Source organism: Marinomonas pontica (assembly GCF_026191375.1).
Lineage (GTDB): Bacteria > Pseudomonadota > Gammaproteobacteria > Pseudomonadales > Marinomonadaceae > Marinomonas > Marinomonas pontica.
The window spans coordinates 108,546-130,349 of record NZ_JAODTL010000043.1; the positions used below are offsets into that span (position 1 = coordinate 108,546).

At 48.8% G+C, this 21,804-nt stretch carries 17 protein-coding genes and 3 pseudogenes; 14 read left to right on the top strand and 6 right to left on the bottom strand.

What is annotated here, in order from left to right; all coding sequences use genetic code 11:
- The first annotated feature begins 15 nt into the window (after positions 1–15).
- The 4 genes from N5P32_RS11780 to N5P32_RS11795 all read left to right on the top strand — a co-directional run bounded on the left by N5P32_RS11780 (position 16) and on the right by N5P32_RS11795 (position 2,428).
- Positions 16–642, top strand: a complete 627-nt coding sequence (locus N5P32_RS11780; RefSeq protein ID WP_265729253.1) for a methylamine utilization protein — start codon at positions 16–18, stop codon at positions 640–642.
- 33 nt (positions 643–675) lie between these two features.
- A complete protein-coding gene (locus N5P32_RS11785) occupies positions 676–1,545 on the top strand; it encodes a DUF3034 family protein (protein WP_265729272.1) in 870 nt (289 codons plus the stop codon).
- Positions 1,539–1,970 (top strand): group I truncated hemoglobin, encoded by a 432-nt coding sequence (locus N5P32_RS11790; protein ID WP_265729254.1) that lies wholly within the window; start codon positions 1,539–1,541, stop codon positions 1,968–1,970. Before N5P32_RS11785 ends, N5P32_RS11790 begins: the two co-directional genes overlap by 7 nt.
- Before the next feature lie 116 nt (positions 1,971–2,086).
- The gene (locus N5P32_RS11795) at positions 2,087–2,428 is read left to right on the top strand and encodes a carboxymuconolactone decarboxylase family protein (protein ID WP_265729255.1); all 342 of its coding nucleotides are present in this window, start codon (positions 2,087–2,089) and stop codon (positions 2,426–2,428) included.
- 87 nt (positions 2,429–2,515) lie between these two features.
- Here the strand turns inward: N5P32_RS11795 and N5P32_RS11800 are convergent, their stop codons facing one another.
- A complete protein-coding gene (locus N5P32_RS11800; protein WP_265729256.1) occupies positions 2,516–3,997 on the bottom strand; it encodes a RimK family protein in 1,482 nt (493 codons plus the stop codon).
- Positions 3,998–4,270: 273 nt separating this feature from the next.
- Here N5P32_RS11800 and N5P32_RS11805 point away from each other — a divergent pair, with 273 nt between their 5' ends.
- Positions 4,271–5,422, top strand: coding sequence for a peptidase C39 family protein (locus tag N5P32_RS11805; protein WP_265729257.1), 1,152 nt, complete (start codon positions 4,271–4,273; stop codon positions 5,420–5,422).
- A gap of 52 nt (positions 5,423–5,474) precedes the next feature.
- Here the strand turns inward: N5P32_RS11805 and N5P32_RS11810 are convergent, their stop codons facing one another.
- Positions 5,475–6,308 (bottom strand): amidohydrolase family protein, encoded by an 834-nt coding sequence (locus tag N5P32_RS11810; protein ID WP_265729258.1) that lies wholly within the window; start codon positions 6,306–6,308, stop codon positions 5,475–5,477.
- A 227-nt stretch (positions 6,309–6,535) separates the two neighbouring features.
- Between N5P32_RS11810 and N5P32_RS11815 the strand changes: the two are divergent.
- Positions 6,536–7,542 (top strand): annotated as a pseudogene (locus tag N5P32_RS11815) (threonine aldolase family protein).
- 67 nt (positions 7,543–7,609) lie between these two features.
- On the opposite strand, the pseudogene arsJ reads toward N5P32_RS11815, so the two are convergent.
- The 4 genes and pseudogenes from arsJ to N5P32_RS11835 form a co-directional block, all read right to left on the bottom strand.
- Positions 7,610–8,821 (bottom strand): annotated as a pseudogene (gene arsJ / locus N5P32_RS11820) (organoarsenical effux MFS transporter ArsJ).
- 94 nt (positions 8,822–8,915) lie between these two features.
- Positions 8,916–9,120: pseudogene (locus N5P32_RS11825) on the bottom strand (type I glyceraldehyde-3-phosphate dehydrogenase); the annotation flags it as partial.
- 269 nt (positions 9,121–9,389) lie between these two features.
- Positions 9,390–10,241, bottom strand: coding sequence for a universal stress protein (locus tag N5P32_RS11830; RefSeq protein WP_265729259.1), 852 nt, complete (start codon positions 10,239–10,241; stop codon positions 9,390–9,392).
- Between the two features lie 25 nt (positions 10,242–10,266).
- Positions 10,267–11,757 (bottom strand): SulP family inorganic anion transporter, encoded by a 1,491-nt coding sequence (locus tag N5P32_RS11835; RefSeq protein ID WP_265729260.1) that lies wholly within the window; start codon positions 11,755–11,757, stop codon positions 10,267–10,269.
- A 438-nt stretch (positions 11,758–12,195) separates the two neighbouring features.
- Here N5P32_RS11835 and N5P32_RS11840 point away from each other — a divergent pair, with 438 nt between their 5' ends.
- From N5P32_RS11840 to N5P32_RS11875, 8 genes are all read left to right on the top strand, one after another.
- Positions 12,196–16,818 (top strand): retention module-containing protein, encoded by a 4,623-nt coding sequence (locus N5P32_RS11840; protein WP_265729261.1) that lies wholly within the window; start codon positions 12,196–12,198, stop codon positions 16,816–16,818.
- Positions 16,809–17,453 (top strand): VCBS domain-containing protein, encoded by a 645-nt coding sequence (locus N5P32_RS11845; RefSeq protein WP_265729262.1) that lies wholly within the window; start codon positions 16,809–16,811, stop codon positions 17,451–17,453. Before N5P32_RS11840 ends, N5P32_RS11845 begins: the two co-directional genes overlap by 10 nt.
- The gene (locus N5P32_RS11850; RefSeq protein WP_265729263.1) at positions 17,428–19,350 is read left to right on the top strand and encodes a beta strand repeat-containing protein; all 1,923 of its coding nucleotides are present in this window, start codon (positions 17,428–17,430) and stop codon (positions 19,348–19,350) included. Before N5P32_RS11845 ends, N5P32_RS11850 begins: the two co-directional genes overlap by 26 nt.
- Positions 19,295–20,167 carry a VCBS domain-containing protein gene (locus N5P32_RS11855; protein ID WP_265729264.1) on the top strand — a complete coding sequence of 291 codons (873 nt, stop codon included), beginning with the start codon at positions 19,295–19,297 and terminating at the stop codon, positions 20,165–20,167. The genes N5P32_RS11850 and N5P32_RS11855 overlap by 56 nt, the downstream gene beginning before the upstream one ends.
- Positions 20,145–20,456 (top strand): VCBS domain-containing protein, encoded by a 312-nt coding sequence (locus tag N5P32_RS11860; RefSeq protein WP_265729265.1) that lies wholly within the window; start codon positions 20,145–20,147, stop codon positions 20,454–20,456. Before N5P32_RS11855 ends, N5P32_RS11860 begins: the two co-directional genes overlap by 23 nt.
- A gap of 23 nt (positions 20,457–20,479) precedes the next feature.
- Positions 20,480–20,836, top strand: coding sequence for a VCBS domain-containing protein (locus tag N5P32_RS11865; RefSeq protein ID WP_265729266.1), 357 nt, complete (start codon positions 20,480–20,482; stop codon positions 20,834–20,836).
- The gene (locus N5P32_RS11870; protein ID WP_265729267.1) at positions 20,814–21,521 is read left to right on the top strand and encodes a VCBS domain-containing protein; all 708 of its coding nucleotides are present in this window, start codon (positions 20,814–20,816) and stop codon (positions 21,519–21,521) included. Before N5P32_RS11865 ends, N5P32_RS11870 begins: the two co-directional genes overlap by 23 nt.
- The coding region (locus tag N5P32_RS11875) for a VCBS domain-containing protein (RefSeq protein WP_265729268.1) at positions 21,499–21,804 on the top strand (306 nt) is incomplete at its 3' end. The genes N5P32_RS11870 and N5P32_RS11875, both read left to right, overlap by 23 nt.

Below are 21,804 nucleotides of genomic sequence, written 5' to 3' on the forward strand. Positions count from 1 at the left end.
CCAAAAGGAAATAAAATGCGTTATATATTGATTCTTATGTGTTCATTCGCTTTGCAAAATGCGTGGGCCGAGATGACTTTGACCATCTTGGATCAAGATAACATGCCGGTGCAAGATGCCGTTGTGATTGTAGCGAATAGCTCAGTTGTGACGCCAGACACGGTTGCTATCATGGACCAAATCGATGAGTCGTTTGTGCCAAGAGTGCTGGTTGTTCAAAAAGGTCAGTCGGTTGCTTTTCCAAACAGTGACGATATTCGACACCATGTTTACAGTTTTTCTAAACCGAAAGTGTTTGAAATTAAGCTTTATAAAGGCACAGAAATTGACCCTATTCTGTTTGATAAACCCGGTTTGATTGTGCTGGGCTGTAATATTCATGATGACATGATCGGCTATATTATTGTTGCCGATAATACATTTTCGGTGAAAACGGACAAAGAAGGAAAGGCTCGTTTACCAGTGAAGCAGGGTGACACTGTGTCTTTATGGAGTGAAAGAATGCTGGATGGCGTTAGTGCCACTCTGGATTTAGAAATCACAGATGATTCACAACAAACCGTCGCGTTAGAGCTTTTGCCTCCGATTGAACCGATGGGGTCAATGTACAGCGGTTTTGGAAAGAGTAAATGGTCGAAGTAAACCGATCGACGATGACATTAGGAATTCGAAGTGATGAATAACAGGATATTGAAAATATTGAGTGTGGGGTGTTGTATTTTTGCAACGGCTCCAAGCATGGCTGCAGACGGTAAAATTTTAGCAACGGCTGGGCTTTCACAAGTAGAAGGCAGTGGCGGTGGTGGGCTTGTGCCATGGGCGACTTTGGCGGGTTACGACAGTCAAGACGAAACAGCGGCGTCATTTTTTATGTCCGATGTGAATGTCAGTGACTTTCGTATGACCTCCATCGGAGTGGCGACGAGTTTTTATGACAGAGTCGAGCTAAGTTATGCCCAGCAGACGTTTGTGTTGCCAGAATCCTTGATTTCAGGGTTGAGCTTAACGTCAGAGCAAATCAAGCAAGACATTGTCGGGTTGAAGGTTCGTTTGTATGGCGATGCTGTGTATTCAGCGTATCCTCAAGTGAGCGCTGGGTTACAGTATAAGCAGCTGGACAGCGACACCGTCGCATCAAAAGTGGGGGCAAAAACTGACAGCGGTACGGATTTTTATGTAGCGGCCACGAAAGTGCATTTGGGCGCGGTTGCGGGTTATAACCTAATATGGAATGTGGCGGCGCGTGCAACAAAAGCCAACGAAATGGGTTTATTAGGATATGGTGGCTCAGAAAATAACAGCTACCAAGTGATGATGGAAGGCAGTGTTGGTTTGCTGCTTTCGCCCAACTGGGTAGTGGGTATGGAATATCGTCAAAAACCAAACAATCTATCCATTGTTGAAGACGATTGGACGGATGTGTTTGTGAGTTACCTGCCGAACAAGAACGTCAACATCACAGCAGCGTATGTTGATTTAGGCACAGTAGCGACGAAGAAAGACCAAAAAGGCATTTATTTATCCATGACGGGGTACTTATGGTAAACCTAGTAAAAGCATCATTCATTGCGCTCAGTGTATTTTTGGTTGCTTGCGCAGCGCCAAACAAAGCGCCACAAAGTCTGTATGACGAAATCGGCGGTAAGCCGACGGTCGAGGCGATTACGGATAATTTTATTGACGAAATTAGCTTCAACAAAGACATTTATCGTTATTTTGAAAAAACCAATATCACGCGATTTCGTGAGAAATTTATCGAACACCTTTGTGTGAATACAGGGGGACCTTGTACTTACACGGGTGATACCATGCTGAAAGTGCATCAAGGACAAAAGATAAACGAAACCGATTTCAACTTAACTGTCGATTTGTTGGTAAGTGCAATGAAACGCGCTGGCTTAACCTACCCGCAACAAAATCGTGTTTTAAAGGTGCTTGCTCCAATGCGTGGTGAGATGCTGTATAAATAAAGCGATTATTCACGGCTAACCTCATTTCTTGCTTTAGGTCATTTTCTGTTGGGAATGGCCTTTTTTATTGTCTTTTCATTTTATATATTAGGTTTATCTTATTTATGGAGGCTGACATGAAAAACTACAATGAAATAAACAAAGAGCAAAATACTTTTTCACGAGAATACCGCAAGGCATCCCCCGAGATTTTGGATGGCTTTATGACCATGTACAAAGCGTCTATGCGTGAAGGGGCACTTTCAAACAAGGTAAAAGAATTGATGGCGCTGAGTATCGGCATTGCCGCACGATGCGACGGCTGCATTGCTTCTCATGCCAAGGCATCGATCCGAGCCGGTGCCTCAAGACAAGAGCTAATAGAAACCATCGACGTTGCTGTCATGATGGGTGGCGGCCCTTCGGTAATCTATGGGACGCAAGCGCTGGCTGCCGTTGATGAGTTTTTGGCGGGGTGATTTTATCGATGAAGAGAATGAAAACTTGAACTTCAGCGGGATAAAAGGCGACCCATCAGTCGCCTTTTGTATGGCTAGTGTGTTTGTTTAGTAAGCGTGAATATCGCCACGCTTCATCTGCATTCGGCGTAGGAATTCCGACATGATTTGCATATAAAGTTCGTCTCCTAGGTATTTGTCTTCTACTCCGCGGTCAATACTTGGGTTGTCGTTTACTTCGATAACGTAGCCGCGACCGTTTATTTCTTTTACGTCGACGCCGTATAGGCCTTCACCAATTGGTTTGGTGGCAGCGATGGCGGCTTGTAGCACGCGTCGTGGCACTTCGAAGGTTGGTAACGTATCAAATCCGCCGCTTTGGCTTTTGCTACCTGTATGTTGGTAAATCTGCCAATGGTTTTTCACCATGTAGTAGCGACAAGCAAAGATCGGTTTGTTGTTCAGTACGCCGATACGCCAGTCGAATTCGGTGTAAAGGTATTCTTGAACCAATAGCAAAGACGATTTTTTAAACAAGGTGTTCAAACTTTCAGTCAAAGCTTCGCGGTTTTCAGCTTTTATAACGCCTTTAGAAAATGCACCGTCTGGGATTTTTACCACCATAGGGTAGCTGATAACGGCTTCCAATGCGTCTTCTACGTTGCTTTCACCTTTGTGTACTATGCGTGTTTTTGGGCAAGGTACTTTGTGAGTGTTGAACAAATCTGCTAAGTACACTTTATTGGTACAACGCATGATGGATTGTGGGTCGTCCATAACAACCAAGCCTAAGCCTTCGGCTTTTTTAGCGAAGCGATAGGTGTGGTGGTCGATGTTGGTGGTTTCACGAATGAACAAGCCATCGTATTCTGGTAGACGCATGATGTCTTTTGGACCAATGGTATCGACGTGTATACCAAGTTGTTTACCGGCTTGGATAAACTTTTTAATTGCTTGGTCATCACTAGGCGGCATGGCTTCTTCTGGGTTAACCAAAATGGCCATGTCGAATTTCGCCGCACGTTGAATGCGGCCTTTGCTCCATACTTTATTGCTAAAAGCTTCTAAGGATTCGGCGAACAGGGTTTCTTCTGCGTCGTTCAGTTTACTTTGTGATGTAGAGAAGAGGGCGGTGACTTGCCATTCTTTGCGGAATTTCAAAGTCACTTCCAATACAGGGCTTGGGAAGCTTTCGAATAATTTGCGTGCAAATTCCTTCATTTCTGGATGAATGGTTTTGCCGAATACACAGTGGAATTTCATTTCCATTGGTGCGTCTGGTTTGGCCAGTTTTTTTGCAAGTAAAGGCAGCCATTGTGAGATCTCCAGCTCATAAAGGTCTTTTTTACTTAGGTCGTTTAGCACGCGCACAGACGGCATAACGTGATGGCCGCGGCTTTCTGCCAACAGAGAGCAGTAATATCCATCGGAGAGATATTTACTGCTTTTACAAAGGTTGATGATGCGAGTGCGGCCTTGGCTTTTGGTAGCCGCCAAGTTTAGGTATTGCGTGAAAGTGATAACACGGTCGCTTGGTAGAAATGCGGACCAATCTTTGGCCTGATCAACAACTATGTAAGTCTGTGACATTGGGTATGCTTTTCCTTTTGCTTAAAAAATCATTATGAGTGTTTAAAAGTTGTATCAAAAATGGGGGGTAAAAAATACCCTCAATTTGTGCGGATGGTGCGCTTGTTTTACTAATTTAACAATAGTCTAAAATGAAAAAATAAAATGTTTTTTTGATGAAAAAATAGACTATCTTTTAGATAGGTTTCGCCCTAGAATGCGCGAAAATTTTCATCGTTAAACTGTCAGTAGTTCGACGATCCTAGCGACCTTTTGCCCTTTAGAGGCGATGTAATGATCACAAGCTCGGTCACCTGTTCTTTCCCAAATATTGATATACGTTTAGCTAGTATAGATGATTTAAAAGCATTGCTCGTTTTGGAGGGCAAAGCCTTTACTGGTGACCGTTTGAGTCGCCGTAGTTTTCGTCATGCAATTACGAGTTCTGGTTCAGCGCTATTTGTTGCAATGAAGGAAGACGGTGAACTGCTGGGTTATGCCTTGCTGCATCTTCGCCAAGGTACTCACTTGGCTCGTTTGTATTCGCTAGCGGTATCACCTGAAGCACGGGGCCTTGGTATCGGAAAATTGTTGATCCAAGCCTGTGAGAAAAAAGCCCTCAAAAAAGGCAAGATGTTGCTGCGTTTGGAAGTTAGTGATGTGAATCACAATGCCATCGCCTTGTATCAAAAAATGGGTTACAAGGAGTTTGGTCATTACGATGCTTATTACGAAGACCAAACCGATGCGATTCGTATGCAGAAACGTTTGCGTCATGCGGGTGATGAACAAACCACGCGCGCGATTCCTTGGTTAGCGCAAGGTACGCCATTTACTTGTGGTCCTGCATCATTGCAAATGGTGCTGTCTTCCATGCACCCAGATTATCTGGCAACGCCGAACGATGAGTTAGAAATTTGGCGTGAAGCGACGACGATTTTTATGACGTCTGGTCATGGCGGTTGTCACCCTATGGGGCTGGCGTTGGCAGCGAAAAAGCGTGGCTTGTCAGCAGACGTTTGGTTAAGCGAAGAAGGTCCTTTGTTCGTCGACAGCGTGCGTAACGAGCTAAAGAAAGAGGTCATTACTCGCGTGCATGACAGTTTTGTTGAGCAATGCGAATATGTCGGTGTGCCATTGCATTATACGGCGATGCCGCTAGAACAATTAATAGAAGCCTTTGACGAGGGCGGCTTGGCGATTATCTTGATCAGCACCTTTCGCATGGACGGGAAAAAATCGCCCCATTGGGTGGTGATGTCGGGCTACGACGAACATTGTATTTTGGTGCATGACCCCGATTTAGACGACGATAAAAAATTGCCTGACGATCCACCAAGCCCACTGGATTGTCAGTTTGTGCCGATTGCCCGGGATGAGTTTGAAAAAATGTCGCGCTTTGGGCAGAGTCGTCTTCAGGCTACTGTCGTACTAAAAAGGCTGTAGTACTGCAAAGATTGTAGCGCTGAAAACGGCTTAGTTTTTGTTGTCTGCTTATTTATATTGGAAAGCCGCAGAGTTTGGCTGCGTTTTCCCAGAAAAACTTTGCTCGTACCCTAGTATCGGGAAATTGCTTCTCAGCAAGGGTGAGCAAGGTGCCATAATCCATTCTATGTTGTGCTTTTAAAAACGGCCAATCTGATCCCCAAATAATGAAATCTTCTCCGAAATTTTCGACAATCGCCTCGACATAAGGTTTTGTATCTGTATAAGGAAAGGCGCCTTGCGTGAATTTGGCAAAGCCAGAGATTTTAATATAAGCACGTTGTGTTTTGGCTAACGCTAAGATGGCTTGAAAGCCCGCGTTGTTTACACCGTGTTCAAGGTTTGGGCGCCCACAATGATCAATCAAAATGGTTGCTTTGGTTTGCATCAGTAGCGGTGCTAATCGGAGCATTTGCTCATTTTCAACCTGAACTTGCACGATCATCTCTAAATCTGCCAATCGATCCATCAAGGGCAAAGATCGAGCGAAATGCTCAAATCCGTAATAGGCTACATTAAACGTCACGCCAACAATGCCTTGGGATTTTAGCGTTGCCAATTCCTCTGAAAGCGTATCTTGTTTAACGACAGCCATACCTTTGAAGCGACCGTTAGAGCGAGCTATCGCATCCAATAAAGCACGATTGTCATTTTCGCCGTAGGCGGAATTTGGGCCAATTAATAAGGCATGTGAAACGCCATAGGTTTCTAAAACTTGCAGAAAATAATCTGCCGTGGCGACTTCATGGCCTTCTGGCGCGTAAGGAGAATCGGCTTGATAGGGAAATTGTTGCGGGTCAAAAATATGATTATGACAATCGATTTTGCGCTCAGTAAATACCGACATAATGGCTCCTTTTATAATGTGTCATCACAGTAATGAAAGCGCTTCGTTTAGGCTATTTGGTTTTTGACTTCTGGTATTGGAAAAACGGAGGGCGATTGCTTGGTTTTCATTGCGAGCATGGTATGGTTCATGGATACGAAATAAATGAATGGAGGAGTAGTTCAATGAGGGTTGCGTTTACCAGTGATAATGTTGCCGGTGCATCGGATTCTGTTTTTAAGGCCATGATGGAAGCTGCTCAAGGCGATGCTATGCCGTACGGTAATGATGATGGCTCGGCGCAAGTCACGCGTATGTTGTCGGAACTGTTTGAGTGTGATGTGGATGTGTTTTTGGTGTCCACCGGTACGGCCGCGAATGTATTGAGTATCAGCGCGTTAACGCCACCTTGGGGAGTGTATTGTGCCACCAAGAAAGTCATTTGCTAAACGACGAAAGTACCGCACCGGAGTTTTACACTAGTGGTGCGCGATTTGTTGGCATTGGTGGTGCGGATGCGAAGATGGATCCTGCTCAGTTGCAAAAACTGGTTAATCAGAAAATCGAAGATGTGCACTCCTGTCAGCCTTCTGTGATCAGTCTGTCACAAGTGACCGAAGTGGGCAGTGTGTATTCTTTGGATGAAATTCGAGCCATTACTGATGTGGCTAAAACGGCAGGCTTGCCAGTTCACATGGATGGCGCTCGTTTTGCCAATGCTTTGTTGGCTTTGGGTTGTACACCCGCTGAAATGACATGGAAAGCGGGTGTGGATATTGTGTCTTTTGGCGCGACAAAAAATGGTGTGATGGCGTCTGAAGCCATCGTATTGTTTAAGCGGTCTTTAGAAGATAAAGGCTTCTCTAGCGAGAAAGTAGCCAAAGAGCTGGGTTATCGTCGTAAGCGTGGCGGCCATTTGCATTCGAAAATGCGTTTGTTATCCGCTCAGATGATTTCTTACTTAACGGATGATTTGTGGCGTATTAACGCGACACACGCCAATGCCATGATGGCGTTGTTGCAAGATGGTTTGAAAACCGTTCCAGGCGTAAAAATTAACACACCAGCTCAGGCAAATATGCTGTTTTGCACCTTGCCATTGCCAATGATTGATCATTTGCAAGCCGAAGGTTTTGGCTTTTATGGCGGTCGTTGGGAAGAGGGTGTGATTCGATTGGTGACGTCTTTTAGAACGCCAAAAGAAGGTGTTGAGGCGTTCATCGCATCCGCTAAGACGTTTGCTGCTCAACAATAGGATTGGATGTTTTATTGATATGGCTTGTGTTTAAAAAAATCGACATCGTCGACGATGTCGGTTTTTTCTACTGGATGGCTTTCTGTGGTAACCAGAACGAAATAACGCTGGCAAGAATAAGAAACCCACAAGACACCCACAAGCAAGCTGTCAAACCAAAGTCCTGATAAACCCAACCCGACAACATGGTGCCGATTAGTCGTCCCATGGCGTTTGCCATGTAATAAAACCCTACGTCCATCGACACGCCATCTTCACTGGCGTAGTGCACGATTAAATAACTGTGTAGTGAGGAGTTAATGGCGAATACCACGCCAAACACTATGAGCCCACTCAGTAATATCCATAAGGTTTGATCGGATGTTTGTATGTCAACGGCAATGGCTGCTGGAATGATGCTGAGCAGTATGGCCCAGATATTTGCTTGGCGGCCTGTTGGCGCTTCTTGTTGCGCTTTTCCGGTTAGGTGAGGGGCGAGGCTTTGTACTATGCCATAACCTATAACCCATAAGGCAAGAAAGCTGCCGACACGCCAATGATCCCAGTCAAATTGGCTGGATAAATACACCGGAACGGCGATCACAAACCAAACATCCCGAGCGCCGAACAGAAACAGTCGCGCCGCAGATAGAATATTGATCTCGCGGCTCTTAGAGAACATTTTTGAGAATTTAGGTTTATTTTTGGATTTGTCTAGGTCTTCTCTAAGTAAGTACAGGCTGGCGAGCCAGACCAGCCCAAGTGCGATGGCCATCACCAAGATAGCATCATGAAAGCCGATACTGCTTAATAGAAAGCCGCCTAAGAAAAAGCCAACGCCCTTGAGTGCATTTTTAGAGCCCGTTAGCAACGCAACTCATTGATACAATGTGCCACTGGCGTTTTTGGGTACTAGGGTTTTGATGGCGCTTTTGGCACTCATCTTGTTGAGATCTTTTGCAATGCCCGATAAGGCTTGGGCTGCCATGCCCCATGGAATAGACAGTGTGCTGGCTGGCAATAAAAGCATCGATAGGGCGATGATTTGCATGGCGAGGCCAATGTTCATCGTGCGGTTGAGTCCCCATTTTGCGCCTAGCCAACCGCCGAATAGATTGGTAATAACGCCGAAAAACTCGTAAAACAAGAAGAGCAAAGCGATGTCCAGTGCGCCATAACCTAGCTGGTAAAAATAGAGCACAACTAACATACGCAACGCGCCGTCGGTTAGCGTAAAATTCCAATAATTGCCTGTCACTATGAGGTACTGCCGTACGTTTTTAGAAGGCTGTTGCAGCATAAGGGCTCGCTTTGTCACTTTGTTGAATTGTGTTGAGTTTATTTGTCCATTAATCCGACTTTGCGCATGAGTTCTGCGGTTCGATTTGCGTAACCCCATTTAGCTTTCCTTTGAGTTCAGGAAAGATGTGAGTGATTGCCGTCGCAAGATCCTGTTGTGGTTGGTATTAGACTAGTGCCGCAGGCGCATGCACGACGCAAATCTTTGTGCGGGGCGTCGATGATGGTTTGTGTGTTAGTAATGTCATGAATGGTGGTCATGGAGCCGTGCTTAATGCCAATGGACTCATGTAAGACTTTTTGTGTAATCAATAGAAGGCTGCGTAGGCGAGTGTCGTCTGCGAGGGCTTTGTAAAAAATATCCGGTGTCATTGTGTGTCCGTCATGGCGAAATAATGCGGGGATTGTATGTGAAATAATATATATATGAAAATTCATATATTTTGTTTTAAATAAAGTTTAATGAGGATGTCACATTGTGTGAGGTGCTATGGCTTGTCGGTGGCAATAACAAAAGGGCGAATCTTGATACGTTCGCCCTTTATGGATTGGTAATCGGAAGGCGTAATCTAACGTAAAATTAGCAGTGGAATGGTGCTTTCGATGATCATTTTACTGGTATTACTACCAACAAAAAATTGACGTACCTTGGAATGAGCGTACGCGCCCATCGCCATTAGCTCGATTTGGTGTTCTTCTCGATATTGGGTGAGCACAGGGTAAATCTTACCTGGGATGATTGAAGCGGTGACTTGAAAGCCCTCATCTTCAAGGCGTTTTTGTGCTTGAGTGATTTTTTCTTGTCGTTCAGGTGTTGATTCACCAGCCATGACCAAGTGGCAAGGTAGGCCAAGCAGTAATGGGCTTTTTGCGATACGAGCAATGGCGTTGTCGGCGGCTTCTCGTCCGTCGTACGCGATCATAAAATTACTCGGTGCGGTGAATTGCCCCACGCTGATTAAAATTGGACGGTGTGACGTGCGAGCGACACGTTCGATATGCGAGCCAATGGTGTGGGCATTCTGAGTATGGTTACTACCAAGGCGACCAAGAATAATAAGGCGCGTTGACTCTTCTAGGTCGGTTAGGTTTTCGACTAAATCCCCGTGGCGTTGCACTAAATCGATTTGCTTGGCGCCGGCTTTGAGAGCAAACTCTTTGGCGTTCTCTAAAACAAGTTTGCCATGTTCAAGAGCAAGCTTGGCGCGCTTTGCGTCCAACGCGACCAGCTCGTCTAGAAGGTGCTCTCGGCTACCAAAACCAATGGAGCCCGATAGGTCATCATCGGTTCTGATGGCTTCTTTTTCTAAGGAGTGCAGCAGGGTGATTGGTGTGTCCATTTGTTTTGCGGCCCACACTGACGCGGTGGTAACACACTCAGATAATGATGATCCATCAATACAAGCTATTACATTCATCATGTTGCACTCCTTCTTATTGTTAGGGCTAGTGACCACCCATTACTTTTTCGACTTCTTCGGGGTTGTTATGAACGCCAAATTTGTCGACAACGGTTGCACTGGCTTCGTTCATTCCTATCAGTTCCACGTCTGCGCCTTCGCGGCGGAATTTGATCACCACTTTGTCTAGCGCGGATACGGCTGTGATGTCCCAAAAATGCGCATCACTCAGATCGATCGTAACCTTTTCTACGGCCTCTTTAAAATCAAAAGACGCATTAAATTGATCTGACGACGCAAAAAACACTTGACCAATAACTTTGTAAGTACGGTGTCCTGCTTGCGCACTTTGTTCGCTTTTTACCACCATAAAACGACCAATTTTATGAGCGAAGAATAAAGATGCCAGTAACACACCAACAAAAACACCGATGGCCAAATTGTGAGTGGCTACCACGATGGAGACTGTGGCTAACATAACAATGTTAGTCGAAAGTGGGTGTTTTTTCAGGTTGATTATGGATTCCCAAGAGAAAGTACCAATGGACACCATGATCATAACAGCGACCAATGCCGCCATTGGGATCTGGCCGATCAAATCATCGAGGAACACCACCATGATTAGTAATAAAAAGCCCGCAATAAACGTGGATAAACGACCACGACCACCGGATTTCACGTTGATAACCGATTGACCAATCATGGCGCAACCCGCCATGCCACCTAATAAGCTAGACGCAATATTGGCAACACCTTGGCCTTTGCATTCACGGTTCTTATCGCTGGTGGTGTCAGTAAACTCATCTACGATGGTGGCCGTCATCATGGACTCTAATAAACCAACAACCGCAAGCCCCAATGAATAAGGCAGAATGATCAGTAGCGTTTCTAGGTTTAAAGGCACATCCGGCCATAGGAAAATAGGCAGTGTGTCAGGCAGTTCACCCATGTCGCCAACGGTGCGGATGTCTAGGCCATAACTGATGGCAAAAATAGTCAACAAAACAATGCACACCAATGGAGAAGGTACCGCTTTGCCAATCACTGGAATCAATGGGAACAAATAAATAATGCCCAAGCCCACTGCTGTCATGGCATAAACGTGCCAAGTGACATTTGTTAGTTCGGGCAGTTGTGCCATGAAAATGAGAATAGCCAATGCATTGACGAAGCCAGTCACCACTGATCTCGAGACAAATCGCATCAAGGTTCCGAGTTTTAAATACCCCGCAAAGATTTGAAAAACACCCGTTAGCAAACTGGCCGCTAGCAAGTATTGCAAGCCATGCTCTTTTACAAGTGTCACCATTAATAGCGCCATCGCACCGGTTGCTGCTGAAATCATGCCGGGGCGGCCACCCACAAACGCAATGACCACGGCAATACAAAATGACGCGTATAAACCGACTTTAGGGTCAACACCTGCAATGATAGAGAAGGCAATGGCTTCTGGGATAAGTGCCAGCGCAACGACTGTGCCGGCGAGAGAGTCGCCTTTTATATTCGAGAGCCAATCTCTCTTTATCGTATCGATCATGTATTACCTTCTGAAAGTATTTGGGCAAATAATATTGACGCTGATGACTTCAGCCTTCGACTTATTTGTTTAATTTATCGTGCTTGGAATATTGCGCCATGGCTAGAGTGCAAATTGCGCTTCTATTTAGGCTCGTAGAATGAGTGAGTCATTCAGAATAGACAACGGACAACATAGTCTGGACGTATTAACAATATCACTGTCCGAAAGTGGGAAAATTATAAAGATTTGATTTCTTTATGGCAATGACAGTCTGAACTGATGCGCAGGCAGAACAAATGATCAGTGCAATCAGCGCCTAAAATGACTCAATAAGCAGAAAAATCCCTCGACTGTACCAAGGTACAATAGCGAGCAGGCTTTTAATCTCCTATCTTGGTAGTAATTATAAAATTATTCTGACTTTTACATAGAGTCTCTTTATTTAGGGAAAGCATCATGAGCGACAGTCAAGTACCATTTGCCACATTAGGTAACGCGATCGGTTTTATATCTAAGCTAAGCGGTTCGGTAACGATTCAGTCAATCGACGGGCAAGAGCGCGTTGTCAAAATCGGTGATCCTATATTCTTCGGTGAGACGGTTGTGACAGGCGCTAACAGCAGTGTCACCATTGCCTTTATTGACGGAACAGAAGTCGTAATTGGTGGAGACTCTGTTGTAGAAATAACAGATGAAATTTACAACTCGGGTGATAACCAAGACCTTGTTGCTGACTCGTCAACGGATATTGATGCGTTGCAAAATGCCATTCTTGCAGGTGATGACCCTACCTTAGTTCAAGACGCGCCTGCCGCAGGTGAAACACAAGGCGAACAGCAGCGAGTGGATGTTGATGTTCAACGTACAGGTGCTCTTGGCGGAATTAGCGGCGGTAATGACACTGATTACTCATCTTCCCTGCCAGGCTTTGGCTATGATACGAACGGTCAAGGCAGTGCTAGCTCCAGACAAGAAAATGTGAACACAACGCAGCAGAATACTACCCGTAATTCTTCTTCAGACACGACGACATCCGATACAAGCGTTTCCACCCCTACAATCAGTTTAGCTACTAGTAGTGATACAGGTGAGTCTAACTCAGATCTGCTCACTAATGACACTACAGCTACGTTCACATTAAGCAACATTGATAGCGATGTTGTCTTGGTGCAAATCTATAACGGCGACACGCTGATAAACAGCACAACAGCAGTGGACGGCTTGCAAACCTTTACCGCGGAAGTGGGTGATTTAACGGAAGGCACAAACAGCCTTACGATCAAAGTGACCGACTCTTCTGGTAATACGTCAACTTCTTCTCCTGTCGTCGTTACTTTGGATACAGTGGCCAATGAAGGCACGGTGACAGTGAATGCGATCACGTCTGATGACGTGATTAACGCGAATGAAGCGGCAGGCACAGTGACCGTAACAGGTACGGCGACAGGTGGCGACATCGCAGAAGGCGATGCAGTTACGATGACCATCAACGGCAACGTTTATAACACAACGGTCGATGCTTCAGGAAACTGGTCTGTCGATGTGGCGGGTTCTGATCTTGCGGCAGACACAGAGTTCGATGTGGTTGTGACGTCCAGTGATGATGCGGGTAATGCCGTTGAAAGTACTGGCTCGTCGACGCATACGATTAATCAGGCTCCAGTTTTTGCTGATTCTAGTGAAAATATAGTTGAAGATGACAACATATCAGGAACCCTTACCGCAACAGATATTGACCTGCCTGCTGGTGCGCAGCTTACATTCAGTACGGCATCCTCTTTTACCGGCTTTACATTAGATAGTAATGGTAACTATGAGTTTGACTCTAGCAGTTACGATAGTCTTTCTCTCGGAGAAAAAGAGATTGTTGTAATTCCTATTACAGTTACCGACGATCAGGGTGATTCCACTACAGCAAATCTTACTATTACCATTACTGGTACTAACGACAGTCCTGTGGTTCAGTCCTCATTTATTACAATGAATGAAGATAGCCTGGTAACGGGTCAAATTGTGGCTAGTGATGTGGATTTACCAGTAGGGGAATCACTCACATTTAGTACGACTTCTACGGTTGAAGGTTTAGTTTTCAATAGTGATGGCTCTTACTCCTTTGACGCATCAAGTTATGATTCCTTGGCGTCAGGTGACAGCAAGTTCATCACTATACCCATTACTGTGGAAGATGAGCTGGGCGCGACGGGTTCGGCTAGCTTACGTATACGAATTCTTGGCGTGAATGACGGCCCAGTTGCAGTAGACGACACGGCGACAGGCACAGAAGACGGCGGCATGATCACGATTGATGTGTTGGCGAACGACACAGATGTTGATGGCGATACGTTGACGATCACAGCAGCGACGGTTCCAGCAGAGCAAGGTAAGGTAGCGATTGTTGACGGCAAGCTTGAGTTTACACCAGCAGAGAACTTCAACGGTGAAGCGACGATCAGCTACACGATCAGCGATGGCGAAGAAAGCAGTTCAGCAGAAGTTGCGGTCACGGTTGATGCGGTGAACGATGCAGCGATCATTGGTGGAGATACTTTTGGCGTAGGCAGCGAAACTGATGAAGCCTTATCATGGACAGGTACTTTAACAGCAACTGATGCTGATAATTCTAATAATACTTTTACTCCATCTACAACAGTAGGAACTAGCGGTTCCTTAAGTATAACCGCAGCAGGTGTCTGGACATTTGTTGCGAACAGTGCATTTGATGAATTAAGTGCTGGCGAAATAAAAGAAGAAGTCTTTACTGTGACGTCAGAGGATGGCACGTCTCAAGATATCACTATCACTATCACTGGCACAAACGATGCGCCAGTGGCCGAAGCGGCAACGGGTGCAGTGGCAGAAGACGCGACCATCACCGGCACGATCAGTGCTTCGGATGTAGATCTTGCAGACGATGCGAGCTTGGTGTTCAGCACGACGTCAACAGTAGAAGGCTTGACGCTGAATGCAAACGGTACTTACCGCTTCGATGCGTCGTCTTACGACAGCTTGAAAGAAGGCGAGACACTGGTTCTTGAAATCCCAGTGACGGTGACCGACGACCAAAATGCGACAGACACAACGACCTTGATCATCACAGTGACGGGCACGAACGATGCACCGACGATCGATACGGCGACGGGCAGCACGCAAGTTGAAAATGTGGCGAAAGCCGGCGACACGGTAGCGACCTTTACGGCGAGCGACCTGGACGGCGACACCATCACCTACAGCATCACCAGCGGCAACGACAATGGCTACTTCGCGATCGACAGCGCGACAGGCGTCGTGACCTTGACGGCGGCGGGCGAAACGGCGTTGTCGAATGATGCGCTGACGGATACGGATTACACTTTAGGCGTGACGGCGAACGACGGCACGGTTGACTCGGCAGAAGCGACAGCGATCATCAAGTTCGATGGCGTCAACGATGCACCGACGATCGATAGCACGACGGTAGCGACCGGTGAAGTGACCGAAGATGCGGCGACCACGACGGTGTCAGGTGACATCGACGCGAGCGACATCGACACGTTAGATGCGTCGTTGAGCTACAGCTTGGATACAACGGCTGGCACTTACGGTTCCATCAGCATCAACGAAGAAACCGGTGAATGGACCTACACGATCAACAACGATGCGGCGGCGACGCAAGCGTTGAACAACGGTCAGACGGAAACCGAAACGTTCACCGTGACCGTGACCAACAACGATGGTGAAACCATCACGCAAGAGATTACCGTGTCCGTGAAAGGCGCGGATGATGTTGCGACGATCGATAGCACGACGGTAGCGACCGGTGAAGTGACCGAAGATGCGGCGACCACGACGGTGTCAGGTGACATCGACGCGAGCGACATCGACACGTTAGATGCGTCGTTGAGCTGCAGCTTGGATACAACGGCTGGCACTTACGGTTCCATCAGCATCAACGAAGAAACCGGTGAATGGACCTACACGATCAACAACGATGCGGCGGCGACGCAAGCGTTGAACAACGGTCAGACGGAAACCGAAACGTTCACCGTGACCGTGACCAACAACGATGGTGAAACCATCACGCAAGAGATTACCGTGTCCGTGAAAGGCGCGGATGATGTTGCGACGATCGATAGCACGACGGTAGCGACCGGTGAAGTGACCGAAGATGCGGCGACCACGACGGTGTCAGGTGACATCGACGCGAGCGACATCGACACGTTAGATGCGTCGTTGAGCTACAGCTTGGATACAACGGCTGGCACTTACGGTTCCATCAGCATCAACGAAGAAACCGGTGAATGGACCTACACGATCAACAACGATGCGGCGGCGACGCAAGCGTTGAACAACGGTCAGACGGAAACCGAAACGTTCACCGTGACCGTGACCAACAACGATGGTGAAACCATCACGCAAGAGATTACCGTGTCCGTGAAAGGCGCGGATGATGTTGCGACGATCGATAGCACGACGGTAGCGACCGGTGAAGTGACCGAAGATGCGGCGACCACGACGGTGTCAGGTGACATCGACGCGAGCGACATCGACACGTTAGATGCGTCGTTGAGCTACAGCTTGGATACAACGGCTGGCACTTACGGTTCCATCAGCATCAACGAAGAAACCGGTGAATGGACCTACACGATCAACAACGATGCGGCGGCGACGCAAGCGTTGAACAACGGTCAGACGGAAACCGAAACGTTCACCGTGACCGTGACCAACAACGATGGTGAAACCATCACGCAAGAGATTACCGTGTCCGTGAAAGGCGCGGATGATGTTGCGACGATCGATAGCACGACGGTAGCGACCGGTGAAGTGACCGAAGATGCGGCGACCACGACGGTGTCAGGTGACATCGACGCGAGCGACATCGACACGTTAGATGCGTCGTTGAGCTACAGCTTGGATACAACGGCTGGCACTTACGGTTCCATCAGCATCAACGAAGAAACCGGTGAATGGACCTACACGATCAACAACGATGCGGCGGCGACGCAAGCGTTGAACAACGGTCAGACGGAAACCGAAACGTTCACCGTGACCGTGACCAACAACGATGGTGAAACCATACGCAAGAGATTACCGTGTCCGTGAAAGGCGCGGATGATGTTACGACGATCGATAGCACGACGGTAGCGACCGGTGAAGTGACCGAAGATGCGGCGACCACGACGGTGTCAGGTGACATCGACGCGAGCGACATCGACACGTTAGATGCGTCGTTGAGCTACAGCTTGGATACAACGGCTGGCACTTACGGTTCCATCAGCATCAACGAAGAAACCGGTGAATGGACCTACACGATCAACAACGATGCGGCGGCGACGCAAGCGTTGAACAACGGTCAGACGGAAACCGAAACGTTCACCGTGACCGTGACCAACAACGATGGTGAAACCATCACGCAAGAGATTACCGTGTCCGTGAAAGGCGCGGATGATGTTGCGACGATCGATAGCACGACGGTAGCGACCGGTGAAGTGACCGAAGATGCGGCGACCACGACGGTGTCAGGTGACATCGACGCGAGCGACATCGACACGTTAGATGCGTCGTTGAGCTACAGCTTGGATACAACGGCTGGCACTTACGGTTCCATCAGCATCAACGAAGAAACCGGTGAATGGACCTACACGATCAACAACGATGCGGCGGCGACGCAAGCGTTGAACAACGGGTCAGACGGAAACCGAAACGTTCACCGTGACCGTGACCAACAACGATGGTGAAACCATCACGCAAGAGATTACCGTGTCCGTGAAAGGCGCGGATGATGTTGCGACGATCGATAGCACGACGGTAGCGACCGGTGAAGTGACCGAAGATGCGGCGACCACGACGGTGTCAGGTGACATCGACGCGAGCGACATCGACACGTTAGATGCGTCGTTGAGCTACAGCTTGGATACAACGGCTGGCACTCACGGTTCCATCAGCATCAACGAAGAAACCGGTGAATGGACCTACACGATCAACAACGATGCGGCGGCGACGCAAGCGTTGAACAACGGTCAGACGGAAACCGAAACGTTCACCGTGACCGTGACCAACAACGATGGTGAAACCATCACGCAAGAGATTACCGTGTCCGTGAAAGGCGCGGATGATGTTGCGACGATCGATAGCACGACGGTAGCGACCGGTGAAGTGACCGAAGATGCGGCGACCACGACGGTGTCAGGTGACATCGACGCGAGCGACATCGACACGTTAGATGCGTCGTTGAGCTACAGCTTGGATACAACGGCTGGCACTTACGGTTCCATCAGCATCAACGAAGAAACCGGTGAATGGACCTACACGATCAACAACGATGCGGCGGCGACGCAAGCGTTGAACAACGGTCAGACGGAAACCGAAACGTTCACCGTGACCGTGACCAACAACGATGGTGAAACCATCACGCAAGAGATTACCGTGTCCGTGAAAGGCGCGGATGATGTTGCGACGATCGATAGCACGACGGTAGCGACCGGTGAAGTGACCGAAGATGCGGCGACCACGACGGTGTCAGGTGACATCGACGCGAGCGACATCGACACGTTAGATGCGTCGTTGAGCTACAGCTTGGATACAACGGCTGGCACTTACGGTTCCATCAGCATCAACGAAGAAACCGGTGAATGGACCTACACGATCAACAACGATGCGGCGGCGACGCAAGCGTTGAACAACGGTCAGACGGAAACCGAAACGTTCACCGTGACCGTGACCAACAACGATGGTGAAACCATCACGCAAGAGATTACCGTGTCCGTGAAAGGCGCGGATGATGTTGCGACGATCGATAGCACGACGGTAGCGACCGGTGAAGTGACCGAAGATGCGGCGACCACGACGGTGTCAGGTGACATCGACGCGAGGCGACATCGACACACGTTAGATGCGTCGTTGAGCTACAGCTTGGATACAACGGCTGGCACTTACGGTTCCATCAGCATCAACGAAGAAACCGGTGAATGGACCTACACGATCAACAACGATGCGGCGGCGACGCAAGCGTTGAACAACGGTCGGGCGGAAACCGAAACGTTCACCGTGACCGTGACCAACAACGATGGTGAAACCATCACGCAAGAGATTACCGTGTCCGTGAAAGGCGCGGATGATGTTGCGACGATCGATAGCACGACGGTAGCGACCGGTGAAGTGACCGAAGATGCGGCGACCACGACGGTGTCAGGTGACATCGACGCGAGCGACATCGACACGTTAGATGCGTCGTTGAGCTACAGCTTGGATACAACGGCTGGCACTTACGGTTCCATCAGCATCAACGAAGAAACCGGTGAATGGACCTACACGATCAACAACGATGCGGCGGCGACGCAAGCGTTGAACAACGGTCAGACGGAAACCGAAACGTTCACCGTGACCGTGACCAACAACGATGGTGAAACCATCACGCAAGAGATTACCGTGTCCGTGAAAGGCGCGGATGATGTTGCGACGATCGATAGCACGACGGTAGCGACCGGTGAAGTGACCGAAGATGCGGCGACCACGACGGTGTCAGGTGACATCGACGCGAGCGACATCGACACGTTAGATGCGTCGTTGAGCTACGAGCTTGGATACAACGGCTGGCACTTACGGTTCCATCAGCATCAACGAAGAAACCGGTGAATGGACCTACACGATCAACAACGATGCGGCGGCGACGCAAGCGTTGAACAACGGTCAGACGGAAACCGAAACGTTCACCGTGACCGTGACCAACAACGATGGTGAAACCATCACGCAAGAGATTACCGTGTCCGTGAAAGGCGCGGATGATGTTGCGACGATCGATAGCACGACGGTAGCGACCGGTGAAGTGACCGAAGATGCGGCGACCACGACGGTGTCAGGTGACATCGACGCGAGCGACATCGACACGTTAGATGCGTCGTTGAGCTACAGCTTGGATACAACGGCTGGCACTTACGGTTCCATCAGCATCAACGAAGAAACCGGTGAATGGACCTACACGATCAACAACGATGCGGCGGCGACGCAAGCGTTGAACAACGGTCAGACGGAAACCGAAACGTTCACCGTGACCGTGACCAACAACGATGGTGAAACCATCACGCAAGAGATTACCGTGTCCGTGAAAGGCGCGGATGATGTTGCGACGATCGATAGCACGACGGTAGCGACCGGTGAAGTGACCGAAGATGCGGCGACCACGACGGTGTCAGGTGACATCGACGCGAGCGACATCGACACGTTAGATGCGTCGTTGAGCTACAGCTTGGATACAACGGCTGGCACTTACGGTTCCATCAGCATCAACGAAGAAACCGGTGAATGGACCTACACGATCAACAACGATGCGGCGGCGACGCAAGCGTTGAACAACGGTCAGACGGAAACCGAAACGTTCACCGTGACCGTGACCAACAACGATGGTGAAACCATCACGCAAGAAGACTACCGTGTCCGTGAAAGGCGCGGATGATGTTGCGACGATCGATAACACGACGGTAGCGACCGGTGAAGTGACCGAAGATGCGGCGACCACGACGGTGTCGGGTGACATCGACGCGAGCGACATCGACACGTTAGATGCGTCGTTGAGCTACAGCTTGGATACAACGGCTGGCACTTACGGTTCCATCAGCATCAACGAAGAAACCGGTGAATGGACCTACACGATCAACAACGATGCGGCGGCGACGCAAGCGTTGAACAACGAGTCAGACGGAAACCGAAACGTTCACCGTGACCGTGACCAACAACGATGGTGAAACCATCACGCAAGAAGATTACCGTGTCCGTGAAAGGCGCGGATGATGTTGCGACGATCGATAGCACGACGGTAGCGACCGGTGAAGTGACCGAAGATGCGGCGACCACGACGGTGTCAGGTGACATCGACGCGAGCGACATCGACACGTTAGATGCGTCGTTGAGCTACAGCTTGGATACAACGGCTGGCACTTACGGTTCCATCAGCATCAACGAAGAAACCGGTGAATGGACCTACACGATCAACAACGATGCGGCGGCGACGCAAGCGTTGAACAACGGTCAGACGGAAACCGAAACGTTCACCGTGACCGTGACCAACAACGATGGTGAAACCATCACGCAAGAAGATTACCGTGTCCGTGAAAGGCGCGGATGATGTTGCGACGATCGATAGCACGACGGTAGCGACCGGTGAAGTGACCGAAGATGCGGCGACCACGACGGTGTCAGGTGACATCGACGCGAGCGACATCGACACGTTAGATGCGTCGTTGAGCTACAGCTTGGATACAACGGCTGGCACTTACGGTTCCATCAGCATCAACGAAGAAACCGGTGAATGGACCTACACGATCAACAACGATGCGGCGGCGACGCAAGCGTTGAACAACGGTCAGACGGAAACCGAAACGTTCACCGTGACCGTGACCAACAACGATGGTGAAACCATCACGCAAGAGATTACCGTGTCCGTGAAAGGCGCGGATGATGTTGCGACGATCGATAGCACGACGGTAGCGACCGGTGAAGTGACCGAAGATGCGGCGACCACGACGGTGTCAGGTGACATCGACGCGAGCGACATCGACACGTTAGATGCGTCGTTGAGCTACAGCTTGGATACAACGGCTGGCACTTACGGTTCCATCAGCATCAACGAAGAAACCGGTGAATGGACCTACACGATCAACAACGATGCGGCGGCGACGCAAGCGTTGAACAACGGTCAGACGGAAACCGAAACGTTCACCGTGACCGTGACCAACAACGATGGTGAAACCATCACGCAAGAGATTACCGTGTCCGTGAAAGGCGCGGATGATGTTTGCGACGATCGATAGCACGACGGTAGCGACCGGTGAAGTGACCGAAGATGCGGCGACCACGACGGTGTCAGGTGACATCGACGCGAGCGACATCGACACGTTAGATGCGTCGTTGAGCTACAGCTTGGATACAACGGCTGGCACTTACGGTTCCATCAGCATCAACGAAGAAACCGGTGAATGGACCTACACGATCAACAACGATGCGGCGGCGACGCAAGCGTTGAACAACAGTCAGACGGAAACCGAAACGTTCACCGTGACCGTGACCAACAACGATGGTGAAACCATCACGCAA

Excerpts from the sequence above, each read along its gene's own strand:
- N5P32_RS11780 (WP_265729253.1), top strand. The coding sequence starts at position 16 with ATGCGTTATATATTGATTCTTATGTGTTCATTCGCTTTGCAAAATGCG.
- N5P32_RS11785 (WP_265729272.1), top strand. The coding sequence starts at position 676 with ATGAATAACAGGATATTGAAAATATTGAGTGTGGGGTGTTGTATTTTT.
- N5P32_RS11790 (WP_265729254.1), top strand. The coding sequence starts at position 1,539 with ATGGTAAACCTAGTAAAAGCATCATTCATTGCGCTCAGTGTATTTTTG.
- N5P32_RS11795 (WP_265729255.1), top strand. The coding sequence starts at position 2,087 with ATGAAAAACTACAATGAAATAAACAAAGAGCAAAATACTTTTTCACGA.
- N5P32_RS11800 (WP_265729256.1), bottom strand. The coding sequence starts at position 3,997 with ATGTCACAGACTTACATAGTTGTTGATCAGGCCAAAGATTGGTCCGCA.
- N5P32_RS11805 (WP_265729257.1), top strand. The coding sequence starts at position 4,271 with ATGATCACAAGCTCGGTCACCTGTTCTTTCCCAAATATTGATATACGT.
- N5P32_RS11810 (WP_265729258.1), bottom strand. The coding sequence starts at position 6,308 with ATGTCGGTATTTACTGAGCGCAAAATCGATTGTCATAATCATATTTTT.
- N5P32_RS11830 (WP_265729259.1), bottom strand. The coding sequence starts at position 10,241 with ATGATGAATGTAATAGCTTGTATTGATGGATCATCATTATCTGAGTGT.
- N5P32_RS11835 (WP_265729260.1), bottom strand. The coding sequence starts at position 11,757 with ATGATCGATACGATAAAGAGAGATTGGCTCTCGAATATAAAAGGCGAC.
- N5P32_RS11840 (WP_265729261.1), top strand. The coding sequence starts at position 12,196 with ATGAGCGACAGTCAAGTACCATTTGCCACATTAGGTAACGCGATCGGT.